28 protein-coding genes and 1 tRNA gene are annotated in these 26,649 nt (G+C 69.5%); 17 read left to right on the top strand and 12 right to left on the bottom strand.

Going from position 1 to position 26,649, the window contains the following annotated elements:
* The first annotated feature begins 45 nt into the window (after nt 1-45).
* The 3 genes from PG878_RS19685 (at nt 46) to PG878_RS19675 (ending at nt 4,432) form a co-directional block, all read left to right on the top strand.
* Nucleotides 46-1,416 (top strand): ATP-binding protein, encoded by a 1,371-nt coding sequence (locus tag PG878_RS19685; protein WP_029561833.1) that lies wholly within the window; start codon nt 46-48, stop codon nt 1,414-1,416.
* A gap of 212 nt (nt 1,417-1,628) precedes the next feature.
* Nucleotides 1,629-3,212 carry a DUF1800 domain-containing protein gene (locus PG878_RS19680; RefSeq protein WP_244672497.1) on the top strand — a complete coding sequence of 528 codons (1,584 nt, stop codon included), beginning with the start codon at nt 1,629-1,631 and terminating at the stop codon, nt 3,210-3,212.
* Nucleotides 3,213-3,241: 29 nt separating this feature from the next.
* A complete protein-coding gene (locus PG878_RS19675) occupies nt 3,242-4,432 on the top strand; it encodes a DUF1501 domain-containing protein (protein ID WP_209030175.1) in 1,191 nt (396 codons plus the stop codon).
* A gap of 42 nt (nt 4,433-4,474) precedes the next feature.
* Here the strand turns inward: PG878_RS19675 and PG878_RS19670 are convergent, their stop codons facing one another.
* From PG878_RS19670 to PG878_RS19660, 3 genes are all read right to left on the bottom strand, one after another.
* Nucleotides 4,475-5,176 (bottom strand): hypothetical protein, encoded by a 702-nt coding sequence (locus tag PG878_RS19670; protein ID WP_209030176.1) that lies wholly within the window; start codon nt 5,174-5,176, stop codon nt 4,475-4,477.
* 138 nt (nt 5,177-5,314) lie between these two features.
* A complete protein-coding gene (locus PG878_RS19665; protein WP_209030177.1) occupies nt 5,315-6,103 on the bottom strand; it encodes a M90 family metallopeptidase in 789 nt (262 codons plus the stop codon).
* Entirely contained in the window at nt 6,070-6,348 is a 279-nt protein-coding gene (locus tag PG878_RS19660) for a hypothetical protein (RefSeq protein ID WP_160958149.1), read from the bottom strand. The genes PG878_RS19665 and PG878_RS19660 overlap by 34 nt, the downstream gene beginning before the upstream one ends.
* Nucleotides 6,349-6,491: 143 nt before the next feature.
* Here PG878_RS19660 and birA point away from each other — a divergent pair, with 143 nt between their 5' ends.
* The 4 genes from birA (at nt 6,492) to PG878_RS19640 (ending at nt 9,357) form a co-directional block, all read left to right on the top strand.
* A complete protein-coding gene (birA, locus tag PG878_RS19655) occupies nt 6,492-7,469 on the top strand; it encodes a bifunctional biotin--[acetyl-CoA-carboxylase] ligase/biotin operon repressor BirA (protein ID WP_209030178.1) in 978 nt (325 codons plus the stop codon).
* Nucleotides 7,466-8,203, top strand: a complete 738-nt coding sequence (locus tag PG878_RS19650; protein WP_209030179.1) for a type III pantothenate kinase — start codon at nt 7,466-7,468, stop codon at nt 8,201-8,203. The genes birA and PG878_RS19650 overlap by 4 nt, the downstream gene beginning before the upstream one ends.
* A 127-nt stretch (nt 8,204-8,330) precedes the next feature.
* Nucleotides 8,331-9,179 carry an SPOR domain-containing protein gene (locus PG878_RS19645; protein ID WP_209030180.1) on the top strand — a complete coding sequence of 283 codons (849 nt, stop codon included), beginning with the start codon at nt 8,331-8,333 and terminating at the stop codon, nt 9,177-9,179.
* A gap of 102 nt (nt 9,180-9,281) precedes the next feature.
* A tRNA-Thr gene (locus tag PG878_RS19640) sits at nt 9,282-9,357 on the top strand.
* Nucleotides 9,358-9,593: 236 nt separating this feature from the next.
* Here the strand turns inward: PG878_RS19640 and PG878_RS19635 are convergent.
* Complete coding sequence (locus PG878_RS19635) at nt 9,594-9,929, bottom strand: hypothetical protein (RefSeq protein WP_311186054.1); 336 nt, start codon at nt 9,927-9,929, stop codon at nt 9,594-9,596.
* A gap of 181 nt (nt 9,930-10,110) precedes the next feature.
* On the opposite strand from PG878_RS19635, the gene rocF reads away from it, so the two are divergent.
* From rocF to PG878_RS19615, 4 genes are all read left to right on the top strand, one after another.
* Complete coding sequence (gene rocF, locus PG878_RS19630; RefSeq protein WP_209030182.1) at nt 10,111-11,034, top strand: arginase; 924 nt, start codon at nt 10,111-10,113, stop codon at nt 11,032-11,034.
* Nucleotides 11,035-11,175: 141 nt separating this feature from the next.
* Nucleotides 11,176-11,328, top strand: a complete 153-nt coding sequence (locus PG878_RS19625; protein WP_010341023.1) for an entericidin A/B family lipoprotein — start codon at nt 11,176-11,178, stop codon at nt 11,326-11,328.
* Nucleotides 11,329-11,381: 53 nt separating this feature from the next.
* Nucleotides 11,382-11,516, top strand: coding sequence for an entericidin A/B family lipoprotein (locus PG878_RS19620; protein ID WP_010341024.1), 135 nt, complete (start codon nt 11,382-11,384; stop codon nt 11,514-11,516).
* 185 nt (nt 11,517-11,701) lie between these two features.
* The gene (locus tag PG878_RS19615) at nt 11,702-11,917 is read left to right on the top strand and encodes a CsbD family protein (protein WP_010341025.1); all 216 of its coding nucleotides are present in this window, start codon (nt 11,702-11,704) and stop codon (nt 11,915-11,917) included.
* Nucleotides 11,918-11,988: 71 nt separating this feature from the next.
* On the opposite strand, the gene PG878_RS19610 is transcribed toward PG878_RS19615, so the two are convergent.
* Nucleotides 11,989-12,909 (bottom strand): hypothetical protein, encoded by a 921-nt coding sequence (locus tag PG878_RS19610; protein WP_209030183.1) that lies wholly within the window; start codon nt 12,907-12,909, stop codon nt 11,989-11,991.
* 109 nt (nt 12,910-13,018) lie between these two features.
* Between PG878_RS19610 and PG878_RS19605 the strand changes: the two genes are divergently transcribed.
* The 3 genes from PG878_RS19605 to PG878_RS20865 all read left to right on the top strand — a co-directional run bounded on the left by PG878_RS19605 (nt 13,019) and on the right by PG878_RS20865 (nt 15,867).
* On the top strand, nt 13,019-14,311 hold the full coding sequence (locus PG878_RS19605; RefSeq protein WP_209030184.1) for a tryptophan--tRNA ligase: 1,293 nt from the start codon (nt 13,019-13,021) through the stop codon (nt 14,309-14,311).
* Between the two features lie 347 nt (nt 14,312-14,658).
* Nucleotides 14,659-15,591 (top strand): MBL fold metallo-hydrolase, encoded by a 933-nt coding sequence (locus PG878_RS19600; RefSeq protein WP_209030185.1) that lies wholly within the window; start codon nt 14,659-14,661, stop codon nt 15,589-15,591.
* 108 nt (nt 15,592-15,699) lie between these two features.
* Entirely contained in the window at nt 15,700-15,867 is a 168-nt protein-coding gene (locus PG878_RS20865) for a peptidase (RefSeq protein ID WP_209030186.1), read from the top strand.
* Between the two features lie 320 nt (nt 15,868-16,187).
* On the opposite strand, the gene PG878_RS19590 is transcribed toward PG878_RS20865, so the two are convergent.
* Together PG878_RS19590 and PG878_RS19585 are read right to left on the bottom strand one after the other, a co-directional pair.
* Nucleotides 16,188-16,775: a hypothetical protein gene (locus tag PG878_RS19590; protein ID WP_209030187.1), complete on the bottom strand. Its 588-nt coding sequence runs from the start codon at nt 16,773-16,775 to the stop codon at nt 16,188-16,190.
* A 473-nt stretch (nt 16,776-17,248) separates the two neighbouring features.
* Nucleotides 17,249-17,662 carry a Rap1a/Tai family immunity protein gene (locus PG878_RS19585; RefSeq protein WP_209030188.1) on the bottom strand — a complete coding sequence of 138 codons (414 nt, stop codon included), beginning with the start codon at nt 17,660-17,662 and terminating at the stop codon, nt 17,249-17,251.
* A 122-nt stretch (nt 17,663-17,784) separates the two neighbouring features.
* Here PG878_RS19585 and yedA point away from each other — a divergent pair, with 122 nt between their 5' ends.
* Together yedA and rarD are read left to right on the top strand one after the other, a co-directional pair.
* Entirely contained in the window at nt 17,785-18,681 is an 897-nt protein-coding gene (gene yedA, locus PG878_RS19580) for a drug/metabolite exporter YedA (protein ID WP_209030189.1), read from the top strand.
* The gene (gene rarD / locus PG878_RS19575; RefSeq protein ID WP_209030190.1) at nt 18,678-19,595 is read left to right on the top strand and encodes an EamA family transporter RarD; all 918 of its coding nucleotides are present in this window, start codon (nt 18,678-18,680) and stop codon (nt 19,593-19,595) included. Before yedA ends, rarD begins: the two co-directional genes overlap by 4 nt.
* 72 nt (nt 19,596-19,667) lie before the next feature.
* Here rarD and PG878_RS19570 read toward each other — a convergent pair whose 3' ends face one another.
* From PG878_RS19570 to PG878_RS19555, 4 genes are all read right to left on the bottom strand, one after another.
* A complete protein-coding gene (locus PG878_RS19570; protein ID WP_209030191.1) occupies nt 19,668-20,810 on the bottom strand; it encodes an alpha/beta fold hydrolase in 1,143 nt (380 codons plus the stop codon).
* 150 nt (nt 20,811-20,960) lie between these two features.
* Nucleotides 20,961-22,271, bottom strand: a complete 1,311-nt coding sequence (locus PG878_RS19565; protein ID WP_209030192.1) for an ABC transporter permease — start codon at nt 22,269-22,271, stop codon at nt 20,961-20,963.
* Between the two features lie 64 nt (nt 22,272-22,335).
* Nucleotides 22,336-23,493 carry an ABC transporter permease gene (locus PG878_RS19560; protein WP_209030193.1) on the bottom strand — a complete coding sequence of 386 codons (1,158 nt, stop codon included), beginning with the start codon at nt 23,491-23,493 and terminating at the stop codon, nt 22,336-22,338.
* 13 nt (nt 23,494-23,506) lie between these two features.
* The gene (locus PG878_RS19555) at nt 23,507-24,196 is read right to left on the bottom strand and encodes an ABC transporter ATP-binding protein (protein WP_017908954.1); all 690 of its coding nucleotides are present in this window, start codon (nt 24,194-24,196) and stop codon (nt 23,507-23,509) included.
* Nucleotides 24,197-25,087: 891 nt separating this feature from the next.
* Between PG878_RS19555 and PG878_RS19550 the strand changes: the two genes are divergently transcribed.
* Nucleotides 25,088-25,252, top strand: a complete 165-nt coding sequence (locus PG878_RS19550) for a hypothetical protein (RefSeq protein ID WP_209030194.1) — start codon at nt 25,088-25,090, stop codon at nt 25,250-25,252.
* A 26-nt stretch (nt 25,253-25,278) separates the two neighbouring features.
* On the opposite strand, the gene PG878_RS19545 is transcribed toward PG878_RS19550, so the two are convergent.
* Nucleotides 25,279-26,526, bottom strand: a complete 1,248-nt coding sequence (locus tag PG878_RS19545; RefSeq protein ID WP_209030195.1) for an efflux RND transporter periplasmic adaptor subunit — start codon at nt 26,524-26,526, stop codon at nt 25,279-25,281.
* Between the last annotated feature and the right edge of the window lie 123 nt (nt 26,527-26,649).

Here is a 26,649-nt window from a genome sequence, read left to right as displayed (position 1 = left end):
GTGGCGGCACGACCCAGGTGGTACAAGCGCTGGCGCCCCCGCTCCCTGCAGGCGAGGCAACTGCTGGCCGCCAGCCTGAGCCTGGTGGCGTTCCTGGCTGCGGCCGGTTATGCGCTGGACCAAGCCTTCGCCGACACCGCGCTGAGCAACCTGCGCGAGCGCCTGAAGAGCTACGCCACCGCCTACGCCAACAACGTCGACGTGGCGCGCGACGGCTCGCTGTACATCAACTATGACAAGCCGCCGCCGGACCCGCACTTCGACCGGCCGGGCAGCGGCCTGTACGCGCAGATCGTGCTGCCCAACGAACGTTGGGTCTCGATGTCCAGCGAGGGGCCGCTGCCGCCCACGGGTGGCATGCTCGAACCGCGCCAGGAAACCTTCGACGGTCCCTGGCCGATCACCCAGATCGACGGTAGCCAGGGCGAGGTCTACCGCTACGGCATCGGCCTGGCCTACGTGCGTCGCGACAAGGAAACCCCGGTCACCATCTACATCATGGAAGACACCCGTGCGCTGGGCGCGCAATTGCGCGTGTTCCGCGGCCGGGTGTGGTTCAACCTCGGCGGCGCCGGCCTGATCCTGCTGGTGTTGCAGGCCTTCATCCTGCAATGGAGCCTGCGCCCGCTGCGCCGGGTGATCAACGAACTGACCAAGGTGCAGCGCGGCGAAGCGATGCGCATGGGCGATCGCCACCCGCGCGAACTGGAGCCGCTGACCGACAGCATCAATGCCTTCATCGAGAGCGAGCGCGAGAACCTGGACCGCCAGCGCAACACCCTGGCCGACCTGGCGCACAGCCTGAAGACCCCGCTGGCGGTATTGCGCACCCAGCTCGACAGCGGCGCGCAGGGACCGGAGCTGCGCGAAGAGTTGGATGTGCAGCTGCGGCGCATGAACAACCTGGTGTCCTACCAACTCGCACGCGCCGCCTCCAGCGGCCACAAGCTGTTCGCCGCGCCGTTGCCGATCGAGCCCAATGCCGAAGAGATCGTGCGTGGCCTGGAGAAGGTCTATGCCGCCAAGGGCGTGCTGTGCGAGTTCGACATCGAGCCGAGCGCGCGCTTCCATGGCGAGCCTGGCGACCTGCAGGAACTGCTCGGCAACCTGCTGGAGAACGCGTTCAAGTGGGCGCGCCGGCGGGTGCTGTTGAGCGTGCGGCCGGAGCCGGCCGCCGGCAGCCGCCGCGCCGGCCTGATCATCGCGGTGGAGGACGACGGTCCCGGCATCGCGCCGGAAGAGGTCGCCCACATCCTGCAGCGCGGCGTGCGTGGCGACGAGCGCGTGCACGGCCACGGCATCGGCCTGGCGATCGTGCAGGACTTGGTCAAGGGCTACCGCGGCGAACTACAGGTGAGCCGCTCCGAGGAACTGGGCGGGGCGCGTTTCCTGGTCACCCTGCCGCCGGGGCTGTAGGCGCAGGAACAGTTCCGGCCGGTTGAGACCCATATCCCACGCTGCGGCAGGGCTGACACACTGGCTCACCCGCAAGCGGCAGCGCTGCACCGCAGCAGCAGGTGAATCCCGTGCAAATGACCGGGAGGTTTCCGACAGTGGCTTAACGCGACCGGCGCCCAGCTGGCGATACTGCGCCGGTCTTCACGCCGCTTTTCGTCCAGGAGCCCCGCATGTCCGAACCCCGGCATCGTCCTGCAGCAACGCGTCTGCGCGTGCGCGGCCGGCGTGTGTTGCGCAACACCCAGCGGCTGCTGCTGTCGGCGCTGCTGGTGCTGTTCACTGTCGGCGCCATCGCCGCCACCGACAAGGTGATCAAGCGCGACGACGCGCGCTGGTTGCAGTCGATGACCATCGGCCTGGACAGCGCCAGCGTGGCGCAGTTCGAGCGCGATGGCCGCAAGCGCTTCCTGCGCGAGCAGCTGCAGGCCGACGCCGGCGATGCCGCCCTGCCGGCGCCGGTGCGCGCGCAACTGGACGGCTACGCGGCGCTGCACACGCCGGTGCAGGAACTGCTCAAGCAGCAGGCCGCCGCGCAGCAGGCGATCAAGGCGATGCCCGACGGCGATGCCAAGGTCGCGGCGAAGAAGGCCGCGCAGCAGCGCGGCGATCTGCTGTTGAACCAGGCGCGGCAGGCGCAGCTGCTGCGCGCGATCTATGCGCCCGACCAGTTGCGCGAGCAGATGGTGTGGTTCTGGCTCAACCATTTCAGCGTGTTCGCCGACAAGGGCCGCCTGCACTGGACCGTGGCCGACTACGCCGACAACGCGATCCGCCCGCATGCCCTGGGCAAGTTCTCCGACCTGGTGATGGCGACGCTGGAGAGTCCGGCGATGCTGGAGTACCTGGACAACGCGCAGAACGCCAAGGGCAAGGTCAACGAGAACTACGCGCGCGAGTTGATGGAACTGCATACCCTCGGCGTCGATGCCGGTTATACGCAGAAGGACGTGCAGCAACTGGCACTGATCCTGACCGGTGTCGGCATCGCGCCGGTCGACCGCGACGGGCCGCCGAAGCTGCCGCCGGCGCTGCAGGCGCAGTATGTGCGCCGCGGCGCGTTCGAGTTCAATCCGGCGCGGCACGAACCCGGCGACAAGACCTTGCTCGGTCAGCGCATCGCCGGCGGCGGCTTCGACGAGGTCGAGCGCGCGGTGCAACTGATCGTGCGCCAGCCGGCATGCGCGCACTTCATCTCGCGGCAGTTGGCCGAGTACTTCGTCGCCGACGATCCGCCGCCGGCGCTGATGGAGAAGATGGCGCGCACCTTCCAGCGCAGCGATGGTGACATCGCGGCGGTGCTGCAGGTGATGTTCACCGCGCCGGAGATGGCCGCCGGCGCGCCGCACAAGTTCAAGGATCCGTACCGCTTCCTGGTCTCGGCGCTGCGCCTGGCCTACGACGGCCAGACCATCGTCAATCCGCAGCCGCTGCTGGGCTGGTTGAACCAGATGGGCGAGCCGAGCTTCGGACGGATCACGCCCGATGGCTGGTCGCTGCAGTCCAGCGCCTGGAACAGCTCCGGGCAGATGGCGCAGCGCTTCGAGATCGCGCGCGCGATCGGCAACGGCAACACCCAGCTGTTCACCGTCGACGGGCAGCAGCGCGGCGGCTTCCCGCAACTGAGCACGCCGCTGTACTACCACGCGATCGAGCCGCAACTGAGCGACGCCACACGCCAGGCGCTGGCGCAGGCACGCTCGCAGCAGGAGTGGAACGGCTACCTGCTGGCGTCCCCTGACTTCAATTACCGCTGACTGCGGCTTTGGCCGCCCGGAGTTCCGTCATGCACCGTCGCCGCTTCCTGCTCGCATCCGCCGCCGCCGCGGCCAGCCTGCCGTTCGCCGGGCGTCTGTTCGCCGCACCGGCGCCGTCGCCGCGCCTGTTGGTGGTGTTCCTGCGCGGCGGCTACGACTGCAACAACCTGCTGGTGCCGTACGCGAGCGATTTCTACTACGCCTCGCGGCCGAGTCTGGCGATCGCCAAGCCGGATCCGGCCAATCCCAACAGCGCCATCGCGCTGGACACGCAGTGGGGCCTGAACCCACGGCTGCGCGACACCCTGATGCCGTTGTGGAACGACAAGCAACTGGCGTTCGTGCCCTTCGCCGGCACCGACGACCTGTCGCGCAGCCACTTCGAGACCCAGGACAGCATCGAGGCCGGGCAGCCGGCCGGGCAGCGCAGCGACTACCGCACCGGCTTCCTGGCGCGGCTGTCGCAGGTGGCCACCGGCACGCCGTCGATCGCCTTCACCGATTCGCTGCCGCTGAGCTTCCAGGGCGGCGGCGACATTCCCAATCTCTCGCTCAAGCGCAATCCGACCCCGGCCTTCGACCAGCGCCAGGCCGACATCCTCGCCGGCATGTACCACGGCACGCAGCTGGCCAGCGCCGCGCACGACGGCCTGGCGCTGCGCCAGCAGGTCTCGCAGGCCTTGCGCGACGAGATGCAGCAGGCCAACCGCGGTGCCGCCAGCGCGCGCACCTTCGCCGACGAAACCCGCCGCATCGCCACGCTGATGCGCGAGCGCTACCGGCTCGGTTTCGTCGACGTCGGCGGTTGGGACACGCACGTCAACCAGGGCAGCACCGACGGCGCGCTGGCCAACAACCTGGCCAACCTGTCCGAGGGCCTGTCGGCCTATGCCGAGGCGCTGGGACCGGAGTGGCGCAATACGGTGGTGGTGGTGCTGTCCGAGTTCGGCCGCACCTTCCGCGAGAACGGCGACAAGGGCACCGACCACGGCCATGGCACCACGTACTGGGTGCTGGGCGGCGGAGTCAACGGCGGCCGCATCGCCGGCGAGCAGGTGGCGGTGAGCAAGGACAAGCTGTTCCAGGACCGCGACTACCCGGTGCTGACCAACTACCGCGACATGTTCGCCGGCCTGCTCGGCCGCATGTGGGGCCTGTCGCCGACGCAACTGCAGAAGGTGTTCCCGCAGGCGCATGCGCGGGATTTGAAGTTGGTGTGATGCACGGTCCAGCCTTACCCAGGGACGGCGCGCGATGCGTGGTCAGCGTTCGAGTTGCAGGCGGTCCGCGTCGAGTTCGATCAGCAGGTTGCGTATATTGGTCTTGGTGACGCGGGCCTCTTCCCCGGTCTGGTGGCTCAGTTCGCCGAGTCCATCGGCGAGCAGCGCGAGTGTGTAGGCACGGGCGCCTGGTTGCGGTGTCCATGCGCGCGCACACTGGTCGCCGTGGATCAGCAGATAGGTCACGCCGTCGAATCCAAAGGTCGGTGGTGTGTCGGCGTGGTCGATTTCCGTCTTCAGCGTCTGCAGCACGCGTCGCCCAAGTGCGGGGCCGAGAGGCGTCGGTGGCGTGAGCGCGATCTCCGAGGGATCGGGGTTGGTCGAATAGGGTATCCCGGGCGGCGGTGCCGGCAGGTTGAACGCGGAGACGCCCTGATAGCCGCGGACCGAGTCCGCAGAGACGATCACGCCCTGTGTCGGTGAAAAGGTCGGGCTGATCTCGATGAGCACGTCATCCGCGGTCAAGGCAAGCGTCGCCGTGTTGCGCTGGGCCAACTCGTCCGTGCAGGGTGTCAGGCGTTGCCTGTAGTGGGTGACGCGTTGTGACTGCGCCTCGTCCAGACGCGCACGTCGCTCCTCCACGGCGTGACGCAGGGACGGCGCGACGACCACGGCGCCGAGCAGGCAGGCGCCCAGTGCGGTCATCAGCAGGATGCGTTTGGTGTCGATGCCGGATGTCTTCATGCTCAGGGTTGGGGTGTGGGGCGAGCGCCTTGGGCGAGCGATGGGGAGAGCGACAAGGTGTGCTCGTCGATGGCGACCGACTCCACCCTGGCAAGATTGGACAGCGAAGAAACAGCGCTCTGGGCCTTTGTGCCGACCTCACCCGGCAGCGAACGGCGACGGCCCATAGAACCGCGCCAGATGCGCCGCCACCTCCGGCATCGCGCGTTGCAGCCGCTGGGGCGCGGAGAAGTGATATTCGCTGACCACGGCGAAGAACTCTTCCGGCGCTTCGGCGGCGTAGGCGTCGATCTCGCTGGCGCGGCCGCGGTCCACGCGCGTGCAGAAGGCGTCGTAGCTGCGCTGGAAATCGTCGGCCCATTGCCGTTGCCAGGCGCGCGGCAGCAGCGGCGTACCGTCCAGGGCGCCGTCGAGCACGTCGAGCTTGTGCGCCATCTCGTGCACCGCCACGCAGTAGCCGGCACGCGGATCGTCCAGGTCGGCCTGCACGTCGGCCCACGACAGGATCAACGGGCCGCTGTCCCAGGACTCGCCGGTCAGTTCGTCCTCCCACTCGTGCAGGACGCCTGCCGCGTCGACATGGCTGCGCTGCACGCGGAACGCGTCCGGGTACACCAGCAACTGCGACCAGCCACGCATGCCGCCGACGCCGTACTCCAGCAGCGGCAGGCAGCACAGCGCGGCAAGCAGGCCGCACTGGCGGGCGTCCAACTGCAGGCCGCCCAGTGGCGAGATGGTCTTGCGGTGCAGGAACTCGCTGGCCAGCGCCCGCAGGCGCTGTTCGCGCGGCGCATCCAGGGCGGCAACCCAGGCGCAGTCGCGGCGCACGGCCTGCCAGGTGGCGTCATCGATGGCAGCAGGCTTGGACCACAGCCCGCGCAGCCAGCGTGGGATCAGCGGAACATCCCCGGCAGGAAGCTGTGCCACTTCGGCATGCGCATGCGCGGCACCAGGTCGCTGTCGCTACCGCCGCCGGTGGTGGTCGAGGCCGGCTTGGTGGAGGATGGCGCATGTGTCGCCGGCGCACGCGTCGGCGTGCTGTCGGCATCGGCCGCGTCGCCGTAGGTGCAGTCGGTGTGCGGCTTCTCCGCCAGCACATTCGACGCGTGGGCGGCAGCGAGGGGCAGCAGCAACAGGAGCAGGCAGGGCAGGGAACGGCGCATCGTCGGCATCCAGGGCGAGCGGCGGTGAACCCGGATTCTAACGCGGTTTTCACCCGCTGCAGGGCACCGGCCCTGGGCGCTCGGGGGGCATTGCCGCATACTTTTCGGTTTACGAGGGTGCGCCGCGGCGCCCCCGGGGGCGAAACGAGGCGATGGAACCGGCGTTGGACGAGCGCGAACTGTTGGCCAGGCTCAGCAAGGGCCCCCTGTCCGGCGATGCCCTGGCGCGTGCCTGCGGGCTGACCCGGGCCGCGGTGTGGAAGCGCATTCAGGCGCTGCGCGCGGCCGGGGTGGAGATCGAAGGCCGGGCCGGCGAGGGCTATGGTCTGGCGCGGCCGCTGGAACTGCTCGACGCCGCGGCGATCCGGGCCGGGCTGACTGCGCCGGCGCGTACCGAACTGGCCGGCCTGGAGGTCGCCTGGAGCCTGGTCTCCAGCAACACCACGCTGCTGCAGCGGCCGGCGCCGGCGCAGGGCAGCGAGGTGCTGCTGGCCGAGCGCCAGACCGGCGGTCGCGGCCGCCGTGGCCGGGTCTGGGCCTCGCCGCTGGCCGCGCACCTGTACCTGTCGGTGGCGCGCAGCTTCCAGGGCGGGCTGGGCCGGCTGGGCGGCCTGAGCCTGGCGGCCGGCGTGGCGGTGGCCGAAGCCCTGCGTTCGGCCGGATTCGCCACGGTCGGGCTGAAGTGGCCGAACGACCTGCTGGCCGACGGGCGCAAGCTGGGCGGCCTGCTGGTGGAAGGCGGCGGCGAGTTCGCCGGGCCGGCGCGGGCGGTGATCGGCCTGGGCTTGAACGTGGCGATGCCGGCGGCCACGGCCGCGGACATCGACCAGCCGTGGATCGACCTGACCCGGCTCGCCGATGGCCCGGTGTCGCGCAACGCGATCGCCGCGGCGGTGCTGTCGCACCTGCTGCCGGCGCTGGCGTTGTTCGACGTGGAAGGGCTGGCGCCGTTCCTGCCGCGCTACGCCGCGCTGGATCTGCTGGCCGGACGCGCCGTGCGCATCGACGAGGGCGGCCAGCTGCGCGAAGGTAAGGCCCTCGGATTGGCCGAGGACGGCGCGCTGCGCGTGGCCTTCGCCGACGGCGAGCAGCCGGTGCATGCGGGCGATGTCAGCGTGAGGGCGGCATGAGCGACTGGCTGTTCGACCTGGGCAACTCGCGCTTCAAGTTCGCCGCGCTGCAGAACGGCCAGGCGGGCACGGTGCAGGCCTGGCCGCATGGGGCCGAAGCCATGGACGCGGCGGCGGTGGCGGCCCTGCCGCAGGGCGACATCGCCTATGTCGCCAGCGTCGCCGCGCCAGCCCTGACCGCGACCGTGCTGGAGACGTTGCGCAGTCGCTTCGCGCAGGTGCAGGTGGCGCGGACCGAGGCCGTCTGCGCCGGGGTCCGCATCGCCTACGCGCGGCCGCAGGCGTTCGGCGTGGACCGGTTCCTGGCCCTGCTCGCCGCGCATGGCGGCGGCGACGTGCTGGTGGTGGGAGTGGGAACGGCGCTGACCGTGGACCTGCTCGATCGCGACGGTCTGCACCACGGCGGCCGCATCGCGCCATCGCCCACGGTGATGCGCCAGGCCCTGCAGCAGAAGGCGGCGCAGCTGCCGGCCGAGGGCGGCGATTACCACGAGTTCGCCGCCGACACGGCCGACGCGCTGGCCTCCGGCTGCGACGGTGCCGCGGTGGCGCTGATCGAACGCAGCCTGCAGCAGGGCGAGGCCGTGCTGGGACGACGGCCACGGCTGCTGCTGCATGGCGGCGGCGTGCCACCGCTGTTGCACGCACTGCCGCCAGCCGAGCAGCGCCCTGCGTTGGTGCTGGACGGGCTGGCGCTGTGGGCGCAGGCGCATGCAGCGGCCGGTGCCGCCTGAGCGGGCCGGCGCCGGCGGCCGCGATGCGGTGCGGCGTGGCGCAGGAGGAGGTTGCGAAGAGGCCGCCATCTCCCACGCAGACCCCACTGTCTCTCCCAAGCTGCATCGCACGCTCTAGAATCCGGCCATGCTCGTTCGCGCCCTGCTCGTCGTCCTGACCATCCTCAACCTCGGCGTCGCGGTGTGGTGGGCGATGCAGCCGCCGATGCCGCCCCCGGTGCCGATGCCGGCCGTGCCGGCCGGGGTGGCGACGCTGCAACTGGTCAACGAGGCGCCGGCACCGGCCGCTGCCCCCCCTCCGCCGGCGGCCGCGCCTGTCGCCGCGCCAGCCGCTGCGCAGGCCGACACCGCCGTCGCCGCCGATGCGGCCGGATCGGTTCCGGCGCAGGCTGACGCACCGGCGGCTCCCACGACCGCCGCACAGGCCGCCGTGTCTACGCCACCCGCTGCCGCGCCTGCGCCCGCTCCAACCCAGGCCCAGGTCGAGCCTGCAGCGAAGCCCGCCGCCGACGCGGCGGTGTGCCTGAGCGTGGGGCCGTACCCGGATCGCGATGCCGCCCAGGTGGCCGTCGCCGCGCTGGCCGCGGGAGCGCCGCGCCCGCGCCTGCGCGAGGCGGCAGACAGCGATGCCACCAGCTTCCGCGTGATCCTGCCGACCATCGGCGGCGAGGACGGCCTCAGGCAGGCCACCGAGCGCATCGTCGCCGCCGGTATCCGCGACTATTACCCGTTGCGCCAGGGCGAGGCCGGCAATGCCATCGCCCTGGGCCAGTACCGCAGCCGCGAAGGGGCCGAGCGCCGCCGCGCGGAACTGGCCCGTGCCGGCTTCAACGCCGACCTGATCCCCAGCGGCGGCAGCGGCCAGTCGCGCTGGTGGCTGGACCTGCGCGCCGACTCCGCGGCGCAGGCCGCGACCCTGCGCCGCCAACTCGGCGCTGCGCGCCAGCGCAACGTGGACTGCGCGACGCTGCGCTAGAATGCCGCGCCTGCCGGTGTTCAGCGCTTCGCCGCAAGACGTGTCGATGCTCGCGCCAGCAGGTAGACTGCCCCGGGTCCGCCCGCGGGCGTCATGCACCTTGCCGCTTTAGCTCAGTCGGTAGAGCAACTGTCTTGTAAACAGTAGGTCATCCGTTCGATTCGGATAAGCGGCACCATCTTCGATCCGCCGGCATCCGCAGATGCCCTCGGTGTGACATCAACCCGCTGAAAAAGCGGGTTTTTGCTGTCTGTCGCGAGTTTCTACGAGCCTTCATTCGAGCAGGGAACAACTGCGCGTTACGCGAGCAGGTTGGGTTGCGTGGCGGATGGCAAGCACGCAGCAGCACACACGCGAGGCAACAGCCGCTCAACCGAAGCGCAGTTGGATCGCCGCGTGCTGTCGCGAGCTGCGCTACGGGCTTCGCGGCGTGAGCAAGGACTGCGCGCGCGCGGAAAGCGGGCAACCCTGTTGCTGCAACAAAGCGATGGTCTCTCTGGCGCGCCGCAGCAACCCGGTGTTCGCGATGAAGGTCGTCTTCGCTCCCTGGAACTCCAGCACGACGTTCTCGGTTCCCCACGCCTTCCGATAATCCACCCTGGCGATCTCACGGTATGGACGTGTGCGCGTGCGCAGGACGCGATACTCCACGTGGTCCGCGCGCAGGATCAGCGTGGGGTTGAGGCTGTTGTGGGCCCACGCGAACCAGGGAAGGAACGTGAACCCGGCGAACGCGGCCTCCAGGGTCACGATCAAGGGCTCTTCCAAGGCGGCCTCCAGAAACGGTGGAGCAGCTTAGCCAGCCAGCGCCGTAGGCGTCCAACCGCACGCCTTTGCCGGCGCAATGTGCATGCCGCCTGCTGCGACGCGGCGAGTCGTGACAAGCCGGTCCCGCTAGACTGGGCCACTTTTTTGGCTGGAGCGTATGCGCATGAAGTCGTCCTTTCTGCCGGTGTCCCTGATCGGCGTTCCCACCGACATCGGTGCCGGCCATCGCGGTGCGCGGATGGGGCCGGAGGCGCTGCGCATCGCCGGCCTGCACGAGGCGCTGGCCAATCGCGGCGTGGAAGTGCGCGACGTCGGCAACATCGACGGCCCGCGCAATCCCTGGCAGGCGCCGGTCGACGGTTACCGCCATCTGGACGAGGTGGTGGCCTGGAACCGCGCGCTGATGGAGGCCAGCTACGCGGAACTGCGCGATGGCCGCATGCCGATCATGCTTGGCGGCGACCATTGCCTGGGCATCGGCTCGATCACCGCGGTGGCGCGGCATTGCCGCGAGCAGGGCCGCAAGCTGCGCGTGCTGTGGCTGGACGCGCACTCGGACTTCAACACCAGCGAGGTCACGCCATCGGGCAATGTGCACGGCATGCCGGTGGCCTGCCTGTGCGGGCTTGGCCCGCAGGCGCTGACCGAACTCGGCGGCAGCGCGCCGGCGCTGCGACCGGAGCAGGTGCGGCAGATCGGCATCCGTTCGGTCGATCCCGAGGAGAAGCGGCTGATCAAGCAGCACCGCGTCGACGTGTACGACATGCGCTACATCGACGAGATGGGCATGAAACGGACCATGGAGGCGGCACTGGAGGGACTCGATGCCGACACCCACCTGCACGTCAGTTTCGACGTGGATTTCCTCGACCCCAGCATTGCCCCCGGCGTGGGCACCACCGTGCCGGGCGGCCCCAACTATCGCGAGGCGCAGCTGGTGATGGAGATGATCGCCGACAGCGGGCGCATGGCCTCGCTGGACATCGTGGAGCTGAATCCGGTGCTGGACCACCGCAACCTGACCGCGGAACTGGCGGTGGACCTGGTGGAGAGCCTGTTCGGCAAATCGACGCTGATGCGGGACTGATCGGGGTGGCCCAGCCTGAATGGGTCGCCGGTTCATTCACGTGAAATCCACAGTCGTGACGGCAGATTCACCGCCAGACGGTAGTGCGGCGACGCCTATCGCCGCCCACCCCGACCACCTGCGATTGCCGAGGACGACACGATGAAGCGACTGACCACCCTGTTGATGCTGACCCTGTTCTGCGCTGGCGTGCTGACCGGCTGCAACACCGTCGCCGGCGCCGGCAAGGACATGCAGAAGGCGGGCGAGAAGGTGGAAGACAAGGCGCAGGATTGCAGCGCTGGCAAGTGCTGAGTTTCGCGCGGCCTGCGTGCCGCGTCCCATGACCAAGTAAAGGAGTGAAACCTATGAAGCGTACGTTTGCGTGGATGCTGCTGGCGATGTTCTCGGTGGGCCTGCTGTCCGGCTGCAACACCGTTGCCGGTGCCGGCAAGGACGTGCAGAAGGCGGGCGAGAAGGTCGAAGACGCCGCCAAGAACTGAGCCTCGTCTCAGCTGCGAAAAACGGGTCGGCTTGCCGGCCCGTTTTTTTTTGCGCGGCTGCCGGCCGCACATAACGATTCACGATGCTCATGTATCGCTGACGCTGCATTGATCGGCCCGCGACGCGGGCGGCGCGATGCTGGGTGGGCGGCATGCAGTGCCGCCTACACATCACGAGAGACGCCATGAACAAAGACATCATTGCCGGCAAGTGGACCCAGCTCAAGGGCAAGATCAAGGCGCAATGGGGCGACTTGACCGACGACGATTTCGACGTCGCCGAAGGCAATACCCAATACCTGGCCGGCAAGCTGCAGGAGCGCTATGGCTGGGCGCGCGATCGCGCCGAAAAGGAAGTGCATGCGTTCCGCGACAGCCTGGGCAAGGAATACCACGACTGAGGCGTGCGCCGCCCCAGCGTGTCGTCGACAAGGGCCGCATCGCGGCCCGTGTCTTTTTTGGTCCCTGCCGGTCAGCGCGTCGGCGGATCCGGCACGTATTCGCCGGGAAACGCATCCGGCGCGATCGCCACGCGCGGCGGCGGCAGGGTGCGCGGCAGCACGCCGCGTGCGATCAGCCGTGCGCGGCTGTCGTAGCGCAGCGCGGTCCGCTGCATCGGCACGTCGCTGGCGCGCTCGAACTCGGTGACGCGCGAGGGCGACCATTCGCGCGCGCCGTGGCCGGTGCCCAGGCGTTGCTGCACGCGTTCGGCGGCGTTGCCCTCGCGTGCATACGCCCGTGCGTCGGCCGACGGCGCCGCCGCGAGCGGTGCGGCGGCACTGGGTTGCGGGATGTCCGCAGCCGCTGACGGCGCAGGCGTTGCGCTTGCACGCGCCGGCGTCCCGGCTGCCCGCTTTGTGTCGATGTCCGCGTCGCGCACGGCATCATCGGGCCATGCGCGCGCTTCGTCGAACACCGCCATGCCGATCACGCCGACGTTGCGCGGGCGTCCGGTACGTGCCGCATAGCTGTCCTCCAGGTCGGTGAACACGAACTGCGCCACGTCCTCGGACGATTTGCGCCAACCGGTGATCTCGGTTTGTTGCCATGGCGCCAGCACATAGCCGCGCTGGTCGCTGGCCGCGGTCTGGCCACTGACCGCGTTGACCCCGTCCACCGACAGCACCACCAGCACTCGCGCGCCGGTCAGGTTGGTCAGGCGCAGCGCGTAGCGGTGGCCGGGCGTGGCGGCGATCCAGCGCTCGCCGCGCCAGGCATGCGCGGGCAGCAGAGCGTCGCCGGCATCACGATCGATCACCTGCAACTGCACCGCCGACGCGGAAGCCGGTGGCGCGGGCCAGGGACGGAAGCCGCACAGCCCGCCGATGCACAGCACGGCGAAGGCGAGCACGGCGAGGGAACGACGGGGCAGGGACGGAGCAAGAGCATGCATCGCGGCGACTCCAGGACGGGGACGCGGGATTGAACGCCCCACGCGCCGGAACGGGGTTGGCGCGCAGCGGGTAAACTCGCCGGGTTTTCTCCCGGACCGTCCATTTCGCATGACCACCCGCGTTCTCACCGGCATCACCACCTCCGGCACGCCGCACCTGGGCAACTACGTCGGCGCCATCCGCCCCGCGCTGCAGGCCAGCCGGCGTCCCGGCATCGAGAGTTTCTTCTTCCTGGCCGACCTGCACAGCCTGATCAAGGCGCAGGATCCGGCGAGGACCCAGCGCTCGACCCTGGAGATCGCGGCGACCTGGCTGGCGGCGGGGCTGGATCCGAAGCAGGTGTGGTTCTACCGCCAGTCGGACGTGCCGGAGACCAACGAGCTGACCTGGTTCCTGACGTGCGTCGCCGGCAAGGGCATCCTCAACCGCGCGCACGCCTACAAGGCGGCGGTGGACAAGAACCGCGCCGACGGCGAGGACGACGATGCCGGGGTCACCGCCGGGTTGTTCATGTATCCGGTGCTGATGGCCGCCGACATCCTGCTGTTCAAGGCGCAGCAGGTGCCGGTGGGCCGCGACCAGATCCAGCACATCGAGATGGCGCGCGATTTCGCGCAGCGCTTCAACCACGTCTACGGCCGCGAGCACTTCGTGCTGCCCGACGCGCTGATCGACGAGCAGGTGGCGACGCTGCCCGGGCTGGACGGGCGCAAGATGAGCAAGAGCTACGACAACACCATTCCGCTGTTCGCCCCGCGCGAGGAGCTGAAGAAGCGGGTGTTCGCCATCGTCACCGATTCGCGCGCGCCGGGCGAGCCGAAGGACACCGAAGGCTCGGCGCTGTTCCAGCTGTACCAGGCCTTCGCCAGCGCCGAGGAGACGGCCGCGTTCGCGCAGGCGTTCGCCGCCGGCATCGGCTGGGGCGAGGCCAAGCAGCAGCTGTTCGAGCGTATCGATGCCGAAATCGCACCGATGCGGGTGCGCTATGAAGCGCTGATGGCGCGTCCGCAGGACATCGAGGCGATCCTGCGCGACAACGCGCAGCGTCTGCGCGAACGCTATGCGATCCCGTTCCTGGCCGAGCTGCGGCACGCGGTGGGCCTGCGCGATCTGTCGGCGCAGGCCGGCGGCGCTGCGGAAGCGGCGACGGCCAAGCAGGCGCTGCCGAGCTTCAAGCAGTACCGCGAGGCCGATGGGCAGTTCTACTTCAAGCTGCTCGATGGCGAGGGCGTGTTGCTGTTGCAGAGCGGCGGCTTCGCCTCGCCGCGCGATGCCGGGCAGACCATCGCTGCGCTCAAGCAGGCCGCGCAGGCGGACGCGCTGCAGGCCGTGCCGGTGATACTGAAGGCGCCGGCCGAGACGGTGCTGGCGGCGCTGGCGCGGTTGCGCGAGGCGGGCTGAGCGCTCGCACGGGGGGCCGTCGTAGGAGCGGGGGGGGGCGCCGCCCCCCCCCCCCCCCACCGGGGGGGGGGGGCCCCCCCCCCCCCCCCCCCCCCCCCCCCCCCCAAAGCGTCGCGGCTGAACGCTCCTACACGATCCTGCAAGGCATACGACGCGTCCTGGTGCGACACCCGACGCGCCTGTGTTTGCCGGTCGCATGCAGTCGGGACTGAAGTCCCTCCCACGTTGGGCTCTCGCGGCCGTTGGGTCGGTTCCGTCATTGGTCCTCATCAGGCCGCTGCCGCACAGCACTGGCAGCGCTCTCCATACCGCCTAGAATGGTGGCTCGCCCAGCCACGCTCTGCGCCATGCCACGCGATCCCAGCATCCATCTCGTCGATACCGGCTTCCAGCGCGCGCAGTTCGATGCCGCCTACCTGATCGTGGAGAACGGTCGCGGCGCCTTCGTCGACTGCGGCACCAGCCATGCGGTGCCGGTGCTGCTGGAGGCGCTGGCGCACGCGGGCCTGGCGCCGGGCGACGTGGACTGGCTGATCCTCACCCACGTGCATCTGGACCATGCCGGCGGCGCCGGTGCGCTGTTGCAGCGGTTGCCGAACGCGCGCCTGCTGGTGCATCCGCGCGGCGCGCCGCACATGATCGATCCGGCGCGGCTGATCGCCGGCGCGACCGCGGTGTATGGCGAGGCGGAGATGGCGCGCAGCTACGGCACCATTGTGCCGGTGCCGGCAGAGCGCGTGGTCGTGGCCGAGGACGGCCATCGCCTGTCGCTGGCCGGGCGCGAACTGCTGTGCATCGACACCCCCGGGCACGCGCGCCATCACCTGTGCGTGTGGGACGCGCGCAGCCGCAGCTGGTTCAGTGGCGACACCTTCGGCCTGTCCTATCGCGAACTGGACAGCGCGCGCGGCGCGTTCGCGATCCCGACCTCGTCGCCGGTGCAGTTCGAGCCGGAGGCCATGCAGGCCTCGATCCAGCGCATGCTCGGTTACGCGCCGCGGACGCTGTATCTGACTCATTACGGTGCGCTGGAGGGGGCCGAGGCGCTGGCGGCGGAATTGCTGGAACAGTTGGAGGCGATGGTGGCGATCGCGCGTGGCTGCGACGGCCGCTCCGATCGGCATCGTTGCCTGGTCGCTGCACTGACCGCACTGTATCTGGAGCGGGCGCGGCTGCATGGCTGTCCGCTGGACGATGCCGGCGTGGAGCGCGTGCTGCACATGGACATCGAACTCAATGCGCAGGGCCTGGCCTGCTGGCTGGATCGTCCTGCGCGCTGAACGGCGCTTCGGTCGCGCGCACGCGAATGCGTCGCCGTGCTGTCTCGGCACGACGCCATTCTCTACACTGTGCGGCCCGCTTGTTGCCAGGTCGTGACCGTGAACCCGATGCGCATGTTGCTGCTGTCCGCTTCCCTGTTCATGGGAGGTGCGGCACAGGCGGCCAACGATGCGCTGGCCGGCGATGCGGGAAGCGATGCCGATGCGCTGGAGCGGCGCGCGCTGCCGGCGGCCTGCGATTCCTCGGAGGGCTGCGGTCCGGCGCTGCCGGGCTGAGCGACGCCGAGTCGAGCGACATACGAGTGCCGTCACAGCACGTTGGCTGCGCAGTGCCAGGGCCGTTGGCCGGCGACACGCAGGGTTGCGCTGGTGTCGCGGGAGAAGGCGATCTTTGCGGGTGGCGCAAGGCCACGCGTAGGAGCGGCTTCAGCCGCGACGGGGCGTTACCGGGAAGGCCTGTCGCGGCTGAAGCCGCTCCTACGAGAGAACAACGCGGTGTTCGGCAAGGCCGCGAAAAGCACATGCCAGAAGTGGCCTGAAGCCGTTTCTAACGGGCCAGGTGCGTGCGGGTGCCGCAGGCGACCATGCCGCACTGCTCAGGCAGTGGTGTCGATCAACCCGCCGACGATGCCCTGATTGAGCAAGTCGCCGGTGACCGTGCCGCTGAGGCTGGGATTGGACTGCAGCAGCGACGACAGCTGCGGGGTCAGGCCCTGGCTGCTGAAGACGCCGGAGGCGTTGTACAGGCCAGGGAGCGACGGCGGCGCGGTGATGGTGCCGAGCAGGCCCTGGTCGTACGTCTGGGTGGCCTGGTCGAGGGTGGGGTAGGGCGCGGTGCCGGTCGAGGTCGACGTGCCGGCGGTCGAGGTGGAGCCGCCGGCAGACGAGGCCGAGGCCGCACCGGTCGGGCCGGCGCTGACGATGCTGTTGAACAGTCCGGCCGCGTTGTAGGTCAGGCCCGTATCGGCCGGCGTGGTTCCCGCGAGGCCGCCGAGGCTGAAGATCACCGAGGCGTCGCCGGACAATTCCACCGCCTGCTGCACCGCGGCCTGATCGGTGCTGGCCACGATCGGATTGCCGGCTTGCGCCGAACCGCTGGATGCACTCGCTGCGGAAAAGCCATAGGGCGATGCGCCGTAAGGAGTGACGGTGCCGATGGGCGACAGTGTGGTATCGATGGCCATGGCGATGCGCAGCGAGCAGGTGTGTGTGCGTACAGATACGCCTGTGCGGCTGAACCGTCTCTTAGGTTTTTCGGGGGCTGCGGAGCGCAGGAGCGGGTTGCAGTTGCGCTGTCATGGACGTCGGCTGATCGGTGGAAACTTCTCGGGTCAGAACTGCACGGAGCAGCGCACTCCTTGCGCGAGGCCGATCTCGTTTCTTCGGCCAGAGCGCGGCGCGGGTCGGCCATGCACAGTGGCGGCAGCTGGCGCGACTTGGTTGAGATCCTTCATCTCCTGCGCGCTGCCGGTCTGGCGGTTGACGCGCCCATGCGGACCTGCAGCACCGCCGCCTGGTGATGACGGTGGAGCGCCGGGCCTGGCTGGCGGTGGCTACGGTGCCAGTGTGAATGCCCGTGCGGCGCCCGACGCGTCGTCGCGCCAGCGGCTCATCACTGCCTCGTCGCGCCGACGCGACCTTGAGGCAGCCGGCGCCCTCAGCGCGATGGGCGGCGCGGCTTGGCAGGTTTGCAGGGATACCGTTTGGCCAGGGCCTGCACGACCAGGTCGCTGGCGCGCTCGTCCAGGCGCGCGTCGGGCAGCGCGCCGAGATCGGCGACCAGGGCCTGGATATCCGGTGGGCCGGACTGGCCGGCGGGCCGGCACCATCGCGCGCCCTCGCTGCCGGCCGCGATGCCGAGCATGTAGGCGGCCGCCGTGCGCGAGGACACCATGACCCGCAGTTCCTGCGGTTGCTGTGGACCCAGGTCGTCTGCCAGCGAGCCGTCCAGCGGGGCTTCCAGCAACTGATGTCCGTTCAAGTCCCAGGGTCCGGCAGGCGGGCGTGCCGCGCTGTTGCTGCCGAGCGCCGCCAGCAGGGGCAGCGCGAGCCAGGTGCGGTGTGATGTCATCCACGACTCCTTTCTCGACGAGTGGTCTGCACGCCGCGGCGGTGCGACACGCGCGGGTGAAGCGGCTTTTGCGCAGACCAGGTGCTCTAGAATAGCGCCCCCGCTGTCTCTGGCGCCGTCCGATGCCGTCCGCTCCTGTCGCCGCCGCGCCTGCGCGCGGTGGCTTCGTCGTTCTCGCCCTGTTCCTGGTCTACGTCGTCTGGGGCTCGACCTATCTGGCGATCCGCTTCGCCCTGGAAGGCGGCGCGCCGCCGTTGAGCGTGGTCTCCGGCACGCGCTTCGTGATCGCCGGCAGCGTGCTGTATGCGGTGCTGCGCTGGCGCGGGGTGGCTGCGCCCACGCGCGCGCAGTGGCGGCCGCTGGCCATGCTCGGCGCGCTGATGCTGGTCTGCGGCAATGGCCTGGTGGTGCTGGCCGAGCGCCAGGTGTCCTCGGGGCTGGCGGCGGTGGCGGTGGCCTCGGTGCCGCTGTGGATGGCGCTGTTCGGCACGCTGCGCGGCCACCACGCCAGCCGCGGCGAATGGCTGGGCATCGTGGTCGGCTTCGCCGGGGTGGTGTGGCTCAACGCCGGCAGCAGTCTCAATGCCAGCCCGATGGGTCTGGTGCTGCTGTTGATCGCGCCGGTCGGCTGGGCGTTCGGTTCGGTGTGGTCGCGCGGGCGCGACCTGCCGATGCCGTTCATGGCCGCCGCCGGGCAGATGCTGTGCGGCGGGGTGATGCTGGTGGCGATCGGCCTGCTCAGCGGCGAACGCCTGCACACCCTGCCGAGCGCGCAGGGCATGCTGGCGGTGGCCTACCTGTGCGTGTTCGGCTCGATCGTCGCCTTCACCGCCTACGTGTGGCTGCTGCAGAACGTGCGCCCGGCGCTGGCCGGCAGCTATGCCTACGTCAATCCGGTGATCGCGGTGGCGCTGGGCAGCTGGCTGGGGCAGGAGCGCTTCAGTGCCAGCGACTTCGGCGCGATGGCGGTGATCCTGGCCGGCGTGGTGGTGATCACCGTGGCGAGGACCCGGCGATGACCGCTGCCGCCGGGCAGGACGCGCGGCGCGGCCTGTGGATCACCGCGGCGACCTTCGCGCTGTGGGGCGTGGTGCCGGTGTACTGGCACCTGCTGCAGGCGGTGCCGTCGCCGCACATCATCGCCCACCGCATCGTCTGGAGCACGCTGCTGGTGGTGGCCTGGCTGGTGTACAGCGCACGCCTGCAGTGGTGGCGGCGCATCGCCGCGCAACCGCGCGCGCTGGCCACGCTGGCGCTGAGCAGCGTGGCGATCGCCTTCAACTGGGGCCTGTACATCTGGGCGGTCAATGCCGGCCACGTGATCGAGACCAGCCTCGGCTATTTCATCAATCCGCTGGTCAACGTGCTGCTGGGCGTGCTGCTGCTGCGCGAGCGGCTGCGCCCGCTGCAATGGCTGGCGGTGGCCTGCGCCGCGCTCGGGGTGGCTTGGCTGACCGTCGACGCCGGCACGCTGCCGTGGATCGCGCTGGGCCTGGCGGGTTCGTTCGGGCTGTACGGCCTGCTGCGCAAGCTGGTGCAGGTGGATGCGGTGGCCGGGCTGGGCGTGGAAAGCCTGTACCTGTTCCTGCCGGCGCTGGGCTTCGTGCTGTGGGGCGAGGCCGGCCATGGCGGTGGCTTTCTCGGCGGTTGGGGCTGGCGCAACGACCTGCTGCTGGCGTTCGGCGGCGTGGTGACCGCGGTGCCCCTGATCGGCTTCGCCTACGGCGTGCGGCGCATCCCGCTGTCGCTGGTCGGCCTGCTGCAATACATCGCGCCGAGCCTGCAGCTGTTGTTGGGCGTGTGGTTCTTCCACGAGCCGTTCGACGCAGGCGAGGCCATCGGCTTCGCCGCCATCTGGATCGGATTGCTGCTGTTCGCCGGCGAGAGTTTGTGGCGCTCGGGCGTGTGGCGGCGAGCGGGGAGTCGGGATTAGGGAGTGGGGATTGGCAAAAGCAGCAGCACAGCCGCTGTTACGAATCCCCAATCCCGACTCCCAAATCCCGTTTCATCCCCGGCTAGCGCTCGCGGCCGGCCCACCGGTCAGCTGCAGCTCGGGATCCGCGCGCGGCGGCAGCGGCTGCGGGCAGCGGCCGCCGTGGTTCGGCGACTGCAGGTCGGCGAACCAGTCCTCCACGGTCGGCGCCAGCAGGTCCAGCCGCATCGGCAGGCTCAGGTGGTTCTCTCCGGGCATCTCCAGGTAGTGCGCGCGCGGTGCGTCCAGCGCCAGCAGGCGGCCGTGCGCCACCGGGATGTGCTGGTCGGCGCTGCCGTGCAGCAGCAGCACGCAGGCCGGGGCGGCGCGCGCGGCGGCGGTGACGTCGACCTGGTCCAGGTTCAGCGCCAGGCGCTGGTTGGCGTTGGCGATCACCGCATCCAGGTTCTGCCCGCCGTAGCGCCAGCGCGCCAGGTCCATCGCCGCGCTGGCCATCCAGCCGCGCGGGCGGCTGGCGAGCATGTGCGGGATCATGTCGCGGATGCCGCGGCCGGCGTTGGCGAAGGACTCCATCGCGACCACGCCGTCGACCTGGTCGCCGAGCTTCTGCGCGGCGAACAGCGCGGTGGCCGCGCCATAGGACACGCCGAACAGGTACACCGGGCCCTGCACCTCGCCGCTGGCGCGCAGGGCGCGGATTACCGCGACCACGTCGTCGGACTCGCGGGTGCCGTAGCCGGCCGGGCCGCCGCCGGAGCGGCCGTGGTTGCGCAGGTCGATGCTGATGCTGCGGTAGCCGGCCTGGGCCAGGTCCAGCGACCACGGCAGCAGCGAGTCGCCGTCCATCATCCAGCCGTGCAGCAGCACCACGGTGCCGCGTGGGGCGACGTGCGTGGCCGGCGCCGGGGTGCCCACGTCCATGGCGAAGTCGGCATGCTCGTGGCCGCTGGCGTCGCGGCCGGCGTGCTCGTAGCGGTAGCGCATGTGGTAGTCGCCCGGGTCGATGGCGCGCCAGAAGATCGGGATGCCGCCCGGCACCACCACGTGGCCGCTGCGGTTGGGCAGGGTCGCCAGCAGGCTCTGGATGCGCTCCTCGTCCATCAACGGCGACACGCCGCCTGGCGCGACCAGGCGGTCGCTGAGCGAGGTGGAGGAGCAGGCGCTCAACCACAGGCTGGCGCAGAGGACGAGCAGCAGGCGCAGGCGCGAGGACATGGGCGTGGCGGCGTGGAACCAAATGGCCGCGCAGGCTAGCGCCTCGGCGGCGGCCGTTCTACCGCGTTTCGATGACGGAACGATGACGCGTCAGCCGCCATTGGGCCGGGCCGGGACAGGGGTCCCGGCCCGGCGCGTCCAGCCCTGGCGCTACAGCGCGCGCAGGGCGGTAGTGATCGGCAGCCGCGCCGCGCGCAGCGCCGGGAACAGGCCGCCGACCAGGCCGATGCCCAGCGCCCACTTCAGCCCGGTCCACAGCAGCGGCGGCGAGACCTTGAACTGGAACACCACCTGGCTGAAATTGCTGCCCAGGGTGGACACGCTATAGCCGTTGAAGATCGCCCAGGCGATCAGCCCGCCCAGCACGCCGCCGAGCAGCGCCAGCAGCATGGTCTCCAGCATCACCGCCACCACCACCGGCAGCCCGCGGAAGCCGAGCGCGCGCATGGTGGCGATCTCGCGGGCACGGGTGGCGACCGCCGCGTACATGGTGTTGAGCGCGCCGAACACCGCGCCGATCGCCATGATGGTGCCGATGAAGGTGCCCAGCACCTCCAGCACCTTGCTGAGGTTGCCGCCCTGCTTGCGGTAGTACTCGCGGGTGGTGAACACGTCCAGCTTCAGCCGCGGGTCGGCGTCCATCGCCGCCTTGAACTGGCGGAAGCCGTCCTGGCCCTGGGTGCGCACGCTGATCGACTGGTAGGCGCTGCGGTTGTAGGTGGTGGCCAGGGTCTGGGTGTCGGTCCACAGCTCCGAGTCGTGCGCGTCGCCGCTGGCGAACACGCCGACCACGGTCCAGGCCTGGTTGCCCAGGGTCAGGGTCTGGCCAAGCTGCAGGCCGCGGAACTGCGACTGCGCGCCCTTGCCGACCACGATCTCGCGCAGACCCGGGGTGAAGCGACGGCCCTGCAGGAGCTTGACCTTGTCGTGCACCGCCCAGCCCTGCTCGCCGACGCCGCGGAACTGCGCGTTGACGTCGCTGCCGTCGGACTTGGACTGCAGGTTCACCACCTGCGACAGTTCCGGCGAGACCAGCGGGCGGTTGTCGGCGCCGCGCGCCACGCCGGCCAGGCCGGCGATCAGCGGCACCTGGTCGCGGAGGATGACCGAGTTGGTCTCGGCCTGCGAGCCGCCGCGCAGGACGATGGCGGTGGTGTCGTCGCCGGTGCTGTCCAGGGTGGCCTGGAAGCCCTGGCCCATCGCCAGCATCGCCACCAGCACGCCGACCACGCCGGCGATGCCGACCACGATCACCGAACTGGCGCCCCAGCGCTGCGGCAGGCTGGCGATGCCGATGCGCGCGGCGGCCAGCGACAGCCGGCCGCTGCGCGTGACCAGCAGCAGCACGGCGAGCACCGCCACCAGCGCCAGCACCAGGAACCAGGGCAGGGCGATCCAGAGTCCCAGGCCGAGCGCCAGCGCCGCGATCGCCAGGACATTCCATAACCATTGCATCTTCATTGCGTTGTTCCTCGGGTCTGCTTTGCCGTCCGTGGCATCGATGTGCTGGAGAGAAGGCGCGGGCTCAGCGCCCGGCCAGGGCGTCGACGATCTTCAGCCGCTGCGCACGCAGCGCCGGCAGCAGGCCGACCACCACGCCGATGACCAGCATCAGCGCCGCGCCGATCAGCCAGGTCTGCGCCGGCACCGCGTGCACCGGCAGCGCGCCACGGCTGGCGCTGGCCAGCACCGGGATCGCCGCCGCCGCCAGGGCCATGCCGAGCAGGCCGCCGAGCACGATCAGCAGCACCGATTCCACGATCACCAGGGTCAGCACCGTGCGGTCCTGGAAGCCCAGAGTCTTGAGCGTGGCCAGTTCCGGGATGCGCTCGCGCACCGCCTGCGCCATGGTGTTGCCGGTCAGCAGCACCAGGGTGAAGAACACCGCGCCCATGATCGAGGTGACGATCAGGCCGATGTCGGCGAACTGCTTGACGAAGGCCTGCTGGAACGCCGACTCGGTCTGCGACTTGGTCTCGTGGTCGGAGTTGGCCGACAGCGCATCGATCGCCTGCGCCACGCGCGAGGCGTGCTCAGGGTTGTCCAGCCGCACCGTGTACCAACTGACCTTGCCCTTGATGTAGTCGTTGCTCTCGTCGAAGTATTTCCAGTTCATCATCAACTGGTTCTCCGCCTGCACGTTGGCGCGGTCCTTGGCCTTGAAGATCGCCTTCAGTTCCAGCGGCCAGTCGTTGCTGCCGCCGCGCGGGAAGATGGTGGCCTGCAGCGGAATCACGTCGCCGACCTTCCAGCCGTGCTTCTTCGCCAGCGCTTCGCCCACTGCGGCACCGGTGCGGGTCTCGCGGAAGGCCTTGAGCTGCTCCGGCGGCACCACGTATTCGCTGTACACGTCGAAGAAGTTCGGCGCGACCGAGAAGTTGGGGAAGAAGTCCTTGGGGTCCTTGTAGATGCCGCCGAACCACATCGCATAGGTCACGTCGCGCACGCCCGGCACGCTGCGGATCTGCGACTCCAGGCGCACCGGCAGCGACTGGGTGATCGACAGCCGCGAGGCCACCACCAGGCGGTTGACCCCTTCCACCGAGCCGCCGGCGGTGAACGCCACGCGCACCGAGTCGAGCAGGCCGAACAGCAGGAAGGCGACGATCACCGAGAACAGGGTCAGCAATGTCCGCGTCTTGCTGCGGAACAGTTGCGCCCAGATCAACGAGAAATACTTCATGGCATCGCCTCGCTCAGTGCGCGGCCGGCGCGTCGGCCAGCTCGCCCTTGTCCAGGTGCACGGTATGGGTGGCGTACTCGGCGGCCTTGGGGTCGTGGGTGACCATGACGATGGTCTTGCCGTGGCTGCGGTTGAGTTCCTGCAGCAGGCCCAGCACGTCCTCGGCCGAACGCCGGTCGAGGTCGCCGGTGGGTTCGTCGCAGATCAGGAAGGTGGGGTCGGAGACGATGGCGCGGGCGATGGCCACGCGCTGCTGCTGGCCGCCGGACAGTTCGCTGGGCTTGTGGTTGCGGCGCTCGGCCAGGCCGACCAGGGTCAGCGCGATCTCGGCATTGCGCTTGCGCTGGGCGGCGCTGAGCGAGGTCAGCAGCAGCGGCAGTTCGACGTTCTTCTGCGCGGTCAGCATCGGCATCAGGTTGTAGAACTGGAACACGAAGCCGACGTGGTGGCTGCGCCAGGTGGCGAGCTGTCCGCCGCTCATGCGGTCGATGCGTTGGCCTTCGATCTCAATCTCGCCGCCGCTGGGCGAGTCCAGCCCGCCGATCAGGTTGAGCAGGGTGGTCTTGCCGGAGCCGGACGGACCCATCAGGGCGACGAAGTCGCCGCGGGCGATATCCAGGTCGATGCCGTGCAGGACCTGGACTTTCTCGGGGCCGCGCTGGTAGGTCTTGGTGACGTTGCGCAGGGTGACGAGGGTGGACATGGTGGTGTTCCTGGCGGTGGACGAGGTGGAGGCGATGCGGTCGCCGGTGGTGGCGAGGGATTACGGGTGCTGTTGCTGTTGCTGTTGCGATGCAGGTGCAGTTGTTGCTGTTGCTGTTGCTGTTGCTGTTGCTGTTGCGGTTGTTCTTGTTTTTGACTTGCCGGGTTCCCTTCCGAAGCGGCGGCCAGCGCGGGGAAAAACCCCGAAGGGGCGGCGTACATGGATGTACGCCGTCCGCGGCAGGGGCAGGATGCCCCTTCCGCGGATCCCCGGGCTGGACGCGGACCCGGAGCGCGTTAGCGCGGAGGGCGCGTAGGCAGGGTGTGCTTTCTTTTGGTTACTTTTCTTTGCACAAGCAAAGAAGCGCTTCTCAGCAGCCGAAGGCTGATCAAAGTAACTCGCCGCAAGGCGAAAGCTTTGCTTTTGCATTTGCTGCTACGGTGGCAACCGCTGGATCGTAGGAGCGGCTTCAGCCGCGACAGGCATGACCAATTACGTTTGTCGCGACTAAAGCCGCTCCTACAGACCTTCTCACCTGACACACAAACTTCGAGCAACAGCAAAGGCTTTCGCCCTTGCGGGCGAGTTACTTTTCTTTGCTCGCGCAAAGAAAAGGTAACCAAAAGAAAGCGCGCCCTGCCTCGCGCCCTCCGCGCTGCGCGCTCCGGGTCCGCGGATGCACCGGGGATTCGCGGAAGGGGCATCCTGCCCCTGCCGCGAACGGCGCACATCCATGTGCGCCGCCCTTCGGGTGTTTCCCCGGTCCATCCGCCGCTGCGGAAGGGAACCCGGTAGAGCAAAGGCAACAGCAACAGCTACAAAGCAACAGCAACAGCAGAAGCGGTAGTAGGAGCAGCAGCAATAGCAACAGCAATAGCAACAGCAGTAGCAGTGACGTCACTCGTGTGGTCGCTTTACCGTGGCGACTGCACCGAAAAGATCGTCAAAGCAAAAATGCAAGGACTGCAACAACAACAGCATAAAAAGCTGGAGCGGTATGGCTGTGGTGGAGCGCCGCTGGAAAGCGACCACTTCAAGTGCGACATTGGGTACTGACGAAGTGCGCAGCACACCATCGCGCACTACTGCGCACCAGTCTCCGCCATCTTTACCTGCATGCCCGCATGCAAAGCCTCCGGCGGATCCAGCACCACCGTGTCGCCCGCGGCCAGGCCGGACAGCACCTGGCGGTCGTCGCCCAGGGCGATGCCGGTCTTCAGCGCGCGCTGCTCGACCGTGTTGTCGTCCTTCACCGCGAACGCCACATCCTGCCCGGCGCGCTTGACGATCGCCGCGCCCGGCACCCGCACGCCTTGCGGCGTGTTCTGGGCCTGCGGCTGCGGCGCTTCCAGGAAGCTGACCCGCACGCCCATCTCCGGCACGATCCGCGCGTCCTTCTGCTTCAGCGCCACGCGGACCTTCACCGTCGCCTTGCCGCGATCGGCGGAGGGGATGATCGCGATCACCTCGGCCGGGATCTTCCAGTCCGGATAGGCGTTGAGCACGGCCTCCACCGGCATGCCCGGCTTGACCCGGCCGATGTAGGACTCGCCCACCTCGACCTCGATTTCCAGCGAATCCATGTCGACGATGGTGCCGATACCGGTGCGGGTGAAGCCGCCGCCGGCCGACAGCGGCGAGACGATTTCGCCCGGCTGCGCCGCCTTGGCGGTGACCACGCCGGAGAACGGTGCGCGCACGATGGTGTTGTCGACGTTGAGATCGGAGATCGACAGCTGGTTGCCGGCCACCGCCACGTTGCGCTGCGCGTTCTGCAACTGCGCGCGCAGGGCGTCGCGCTGCGCCACCGCCTGCTCGTACTGCGAACGGGAGACCAGTTGCTGGCCGGCCAGGGTCTGCAGCCGCTGCGCATCGGCATCGGCCTGGCGCACCTGCGCCTGCATGTTGGCGACCAGGCTGCGCGCCGCGTCCAGTTGCGAGGCCGACAGCACGCGCTGCGCGTTGGCGTCGATCGGGTCCAGCGTCGCCATCACCTGGCCTTGCTCCACGCGCATGCCTTCCTCGATGCGCACCTCGCGGACCTTGCCGGTGATCTTGGCCGAGACCGTGGCCATGCGCCGCGCCACCACGTAGCCGCTGGCGTCCAGCACCGAGGCGCTGCTGCTGCCGGGCGCGATCGCCACCACCGCGGCGGTGCGCACTTCCAGCGGCTTGCTGCGGCCGAACAGCCACCAGCCGCCGGCACCCAGGGCGAGCAGCACCACCAGCAGCACCAACGCGATCCACAGCCCGCGCCGCGACGGCGGCTCGCTCGGCGGCGCCTTGCGGTCGATACGGAGTTCCTTGAGCAGGTCGGAGGAAGTACTCATCGTGTCCTTGAACGAAACGGTCGGCGCGCTGCAGTGTGCGAGCCGCCGGCCGCCGTGGGCATGGCCGGAAGTCACTTTCTGCGGTGCGCTGCAACGGGAAGAAACGCCGCCCCTCGGCGTGGA

Source organism: Xanthomonas hawaiiensis (assembly GCF_031834635.1).
In the GTDB taxonomy this organism is placed as follows: Bacteria; Pseudomonadota; Gammaproteobacteria; order Xanthomonadales; family Xanthomonadaceae; genus Xanthomonas_A; species Xanthomonas_A sacchari.
The sequence above is the reverse complement of the archived record's forward strand: the minus strand, read 5'-3'. Positions and strand labels throughout refer to the sequence as shown.

Excerpts from the sequence above, each read along its gene's own strand:
- PG878_RS19680 (WP_244672497.1), top strand. The coding sequence starts at position 1,629 with ATGTCCGAACCCCGGCATCGTCCTGCAGCAACGCGTCTGCGCGTGCGC.
- PG878_RS19675 (WP_209030175.1), top strand. The coding sequence starts at position 3,242 with ATGCACCGTCGCCGCTTCCTGCTCGCATCCGCCGCCGCCGCGGCCAGC.
- PG878_RS19670 (WP_209030176.1), bottom strand. The coding sequence starts at position 5,176 with ATGAAGACATCCGGCATCGACACCAAACGCATCCTGCTGATGACCGCA.
- PG878_RS19660 (WP_160958149.1), bottom strand. The coding sequence starts at position 6,348 with ATGCCGACGATGCGCCGTTCCCTGCCCTGCCTGCTCCTGTTGCTGCTG.
- birA (WP_209030178.1), top strand. The coding sequence starts at position 6,492 with ATGGAACCGGCGTTGGACGAGCGCGAACTGTTGGCCAGGCTCAGCAAG.
- PG878_RS19650 (WP_209030179.1), top strand. The coding sequence starts at position 7,466 with ATGAGCGACTGGCTGTTCGACCTGGGCAACTCGCGCTTCAAGTTCGCC.
- PG878_RS19645 (WP_209030180.1), top strand. The coding sequence starts at position 8,331 with ATGCTCGTTCGCGCCCTGCTCGTCGTCCTGACCATCCTCAACCTCGGC.
- rocF (WP_209030182.1), top strand. The coding sequence starts at position 10,111 with ATGAAGTCGTCCTTTCTGCCGGTGTCCCTGATCGGCGTTCCCACCGAC.
- PG878_RS19625 (WP_010341023.1), top strand. The coding sequence starts at position 11,176 with ATGAAGCGACTGACCACCCTGTTGATGCTGACCCTGTTCTGCGCTGGC.
- PG878_RS19620 (WP_010341024.1), top strand. The coding sequence starts at position 11,382 with ATGAAGCGTACGTTTGCGTGGATGCTGCTGGCGATGTTCTCGGTGGGC.
- PG878_RS19615 (WP_010341025.1), top strand. The coding sequence starts at position 11,702 with ATGAACAAAGACATCATTGCCGGCAAGTGGACCCAGCTCAAGGGCAAG.
- PG878_RS19610 (WP_209030183.1), bottom strand. The coding sequence starts at position 12,909 with ATGCATGCTCTTGCTCCGTCCCTGCCCCGTCGTTCCCTCGCCGTGCTC.
- PG878_RS19605 (WP_209030184.1), top strand. The coding sequence starts at position 13,019 with ATGACCACCCGCGTTCTCACCGGCATCACCACCTCCGGCACGCCGCAC.
- PG878_RS19600 (WP_209030185.1), top strand. The coding sequence starts at position 14,659 with ATGCCACGCGATCCCAGCATCCATCTCGTCGATACCGGCTTCCAGCGC.
- PG878_RS20865 (WP_209030186.1), top strand. The coding sequence starts at position 15,700 with ATGCGCATGTTGCTGCTGTCCGCTTCCCTGTTCATGGGAGGTGCGGCA.
- PG878_RS19590 (WP_209030187.1), bottom strand. The coding sequence starts at position 16,775 with ATGGCCATCGATACCACACTGTCGCCCATCGGCACCGTCACTCCTTAC.
- PG878_RS19585 (WP_209030188.1), bottom strand. The coding sequence starts at position 17,662 with ATGACATCACACCGCACCTGGCTCGCGCTGCCCCTGCTGGCGGCGCTC.
- yedA (WP_209030189.1), top strand. The coding sequence starts at position 17,785 with ATGCCGTCCGCTCCTGTCGCCGCCGCGCCTGCGCGCGGTGGCTTCGTC.
- rarD (WP_209030190.1), top strand. The coding sequence starts at position 18,678 with ATGACCGCTGCCGCCGGGCAGGACGCGCGGCGCGGCCTGTGGATCACC.
- PG878_RS19570 (WP_209030191.1), bottom strand. The coding sequence starts at position 20,810 with ATGTCCTCGCGCCTGCGCCTGCTGCTCGTCCTCTGCGCCAGCCTGTGG.
- PG878_RS19565 (WP_209030192.1), bottom strand. The coding sequence starts at position 22,271 with ATGAAGATGCAATGGTTATGGAATGTCCTGGCGATCGCGGCGCTGGCG.
- PG878_RS19560 (WP_209030193.1), bottom strand. The coding sequence starts at position 23,493 with ATGAAGTATTTCTCGTTGATCTGGGCGCAACTGTTCCGCAGCAAGACG.
- PG878_RS19555 (WP_017908954.1), bottom strand. The coding sequence starts at position 24,196 with ATGTCCACCCTCGTCACCCTGCGCAACGTCACCAAGACCTACCAGCGC.
- PG878_RS19545 (WP_209030195.1), bottom strand. The coding sequence starts at position 26,526 with ATGAGTACTTCCTCCGACCTGCTCAAGGAACTCCGTATCGACCGCAAG.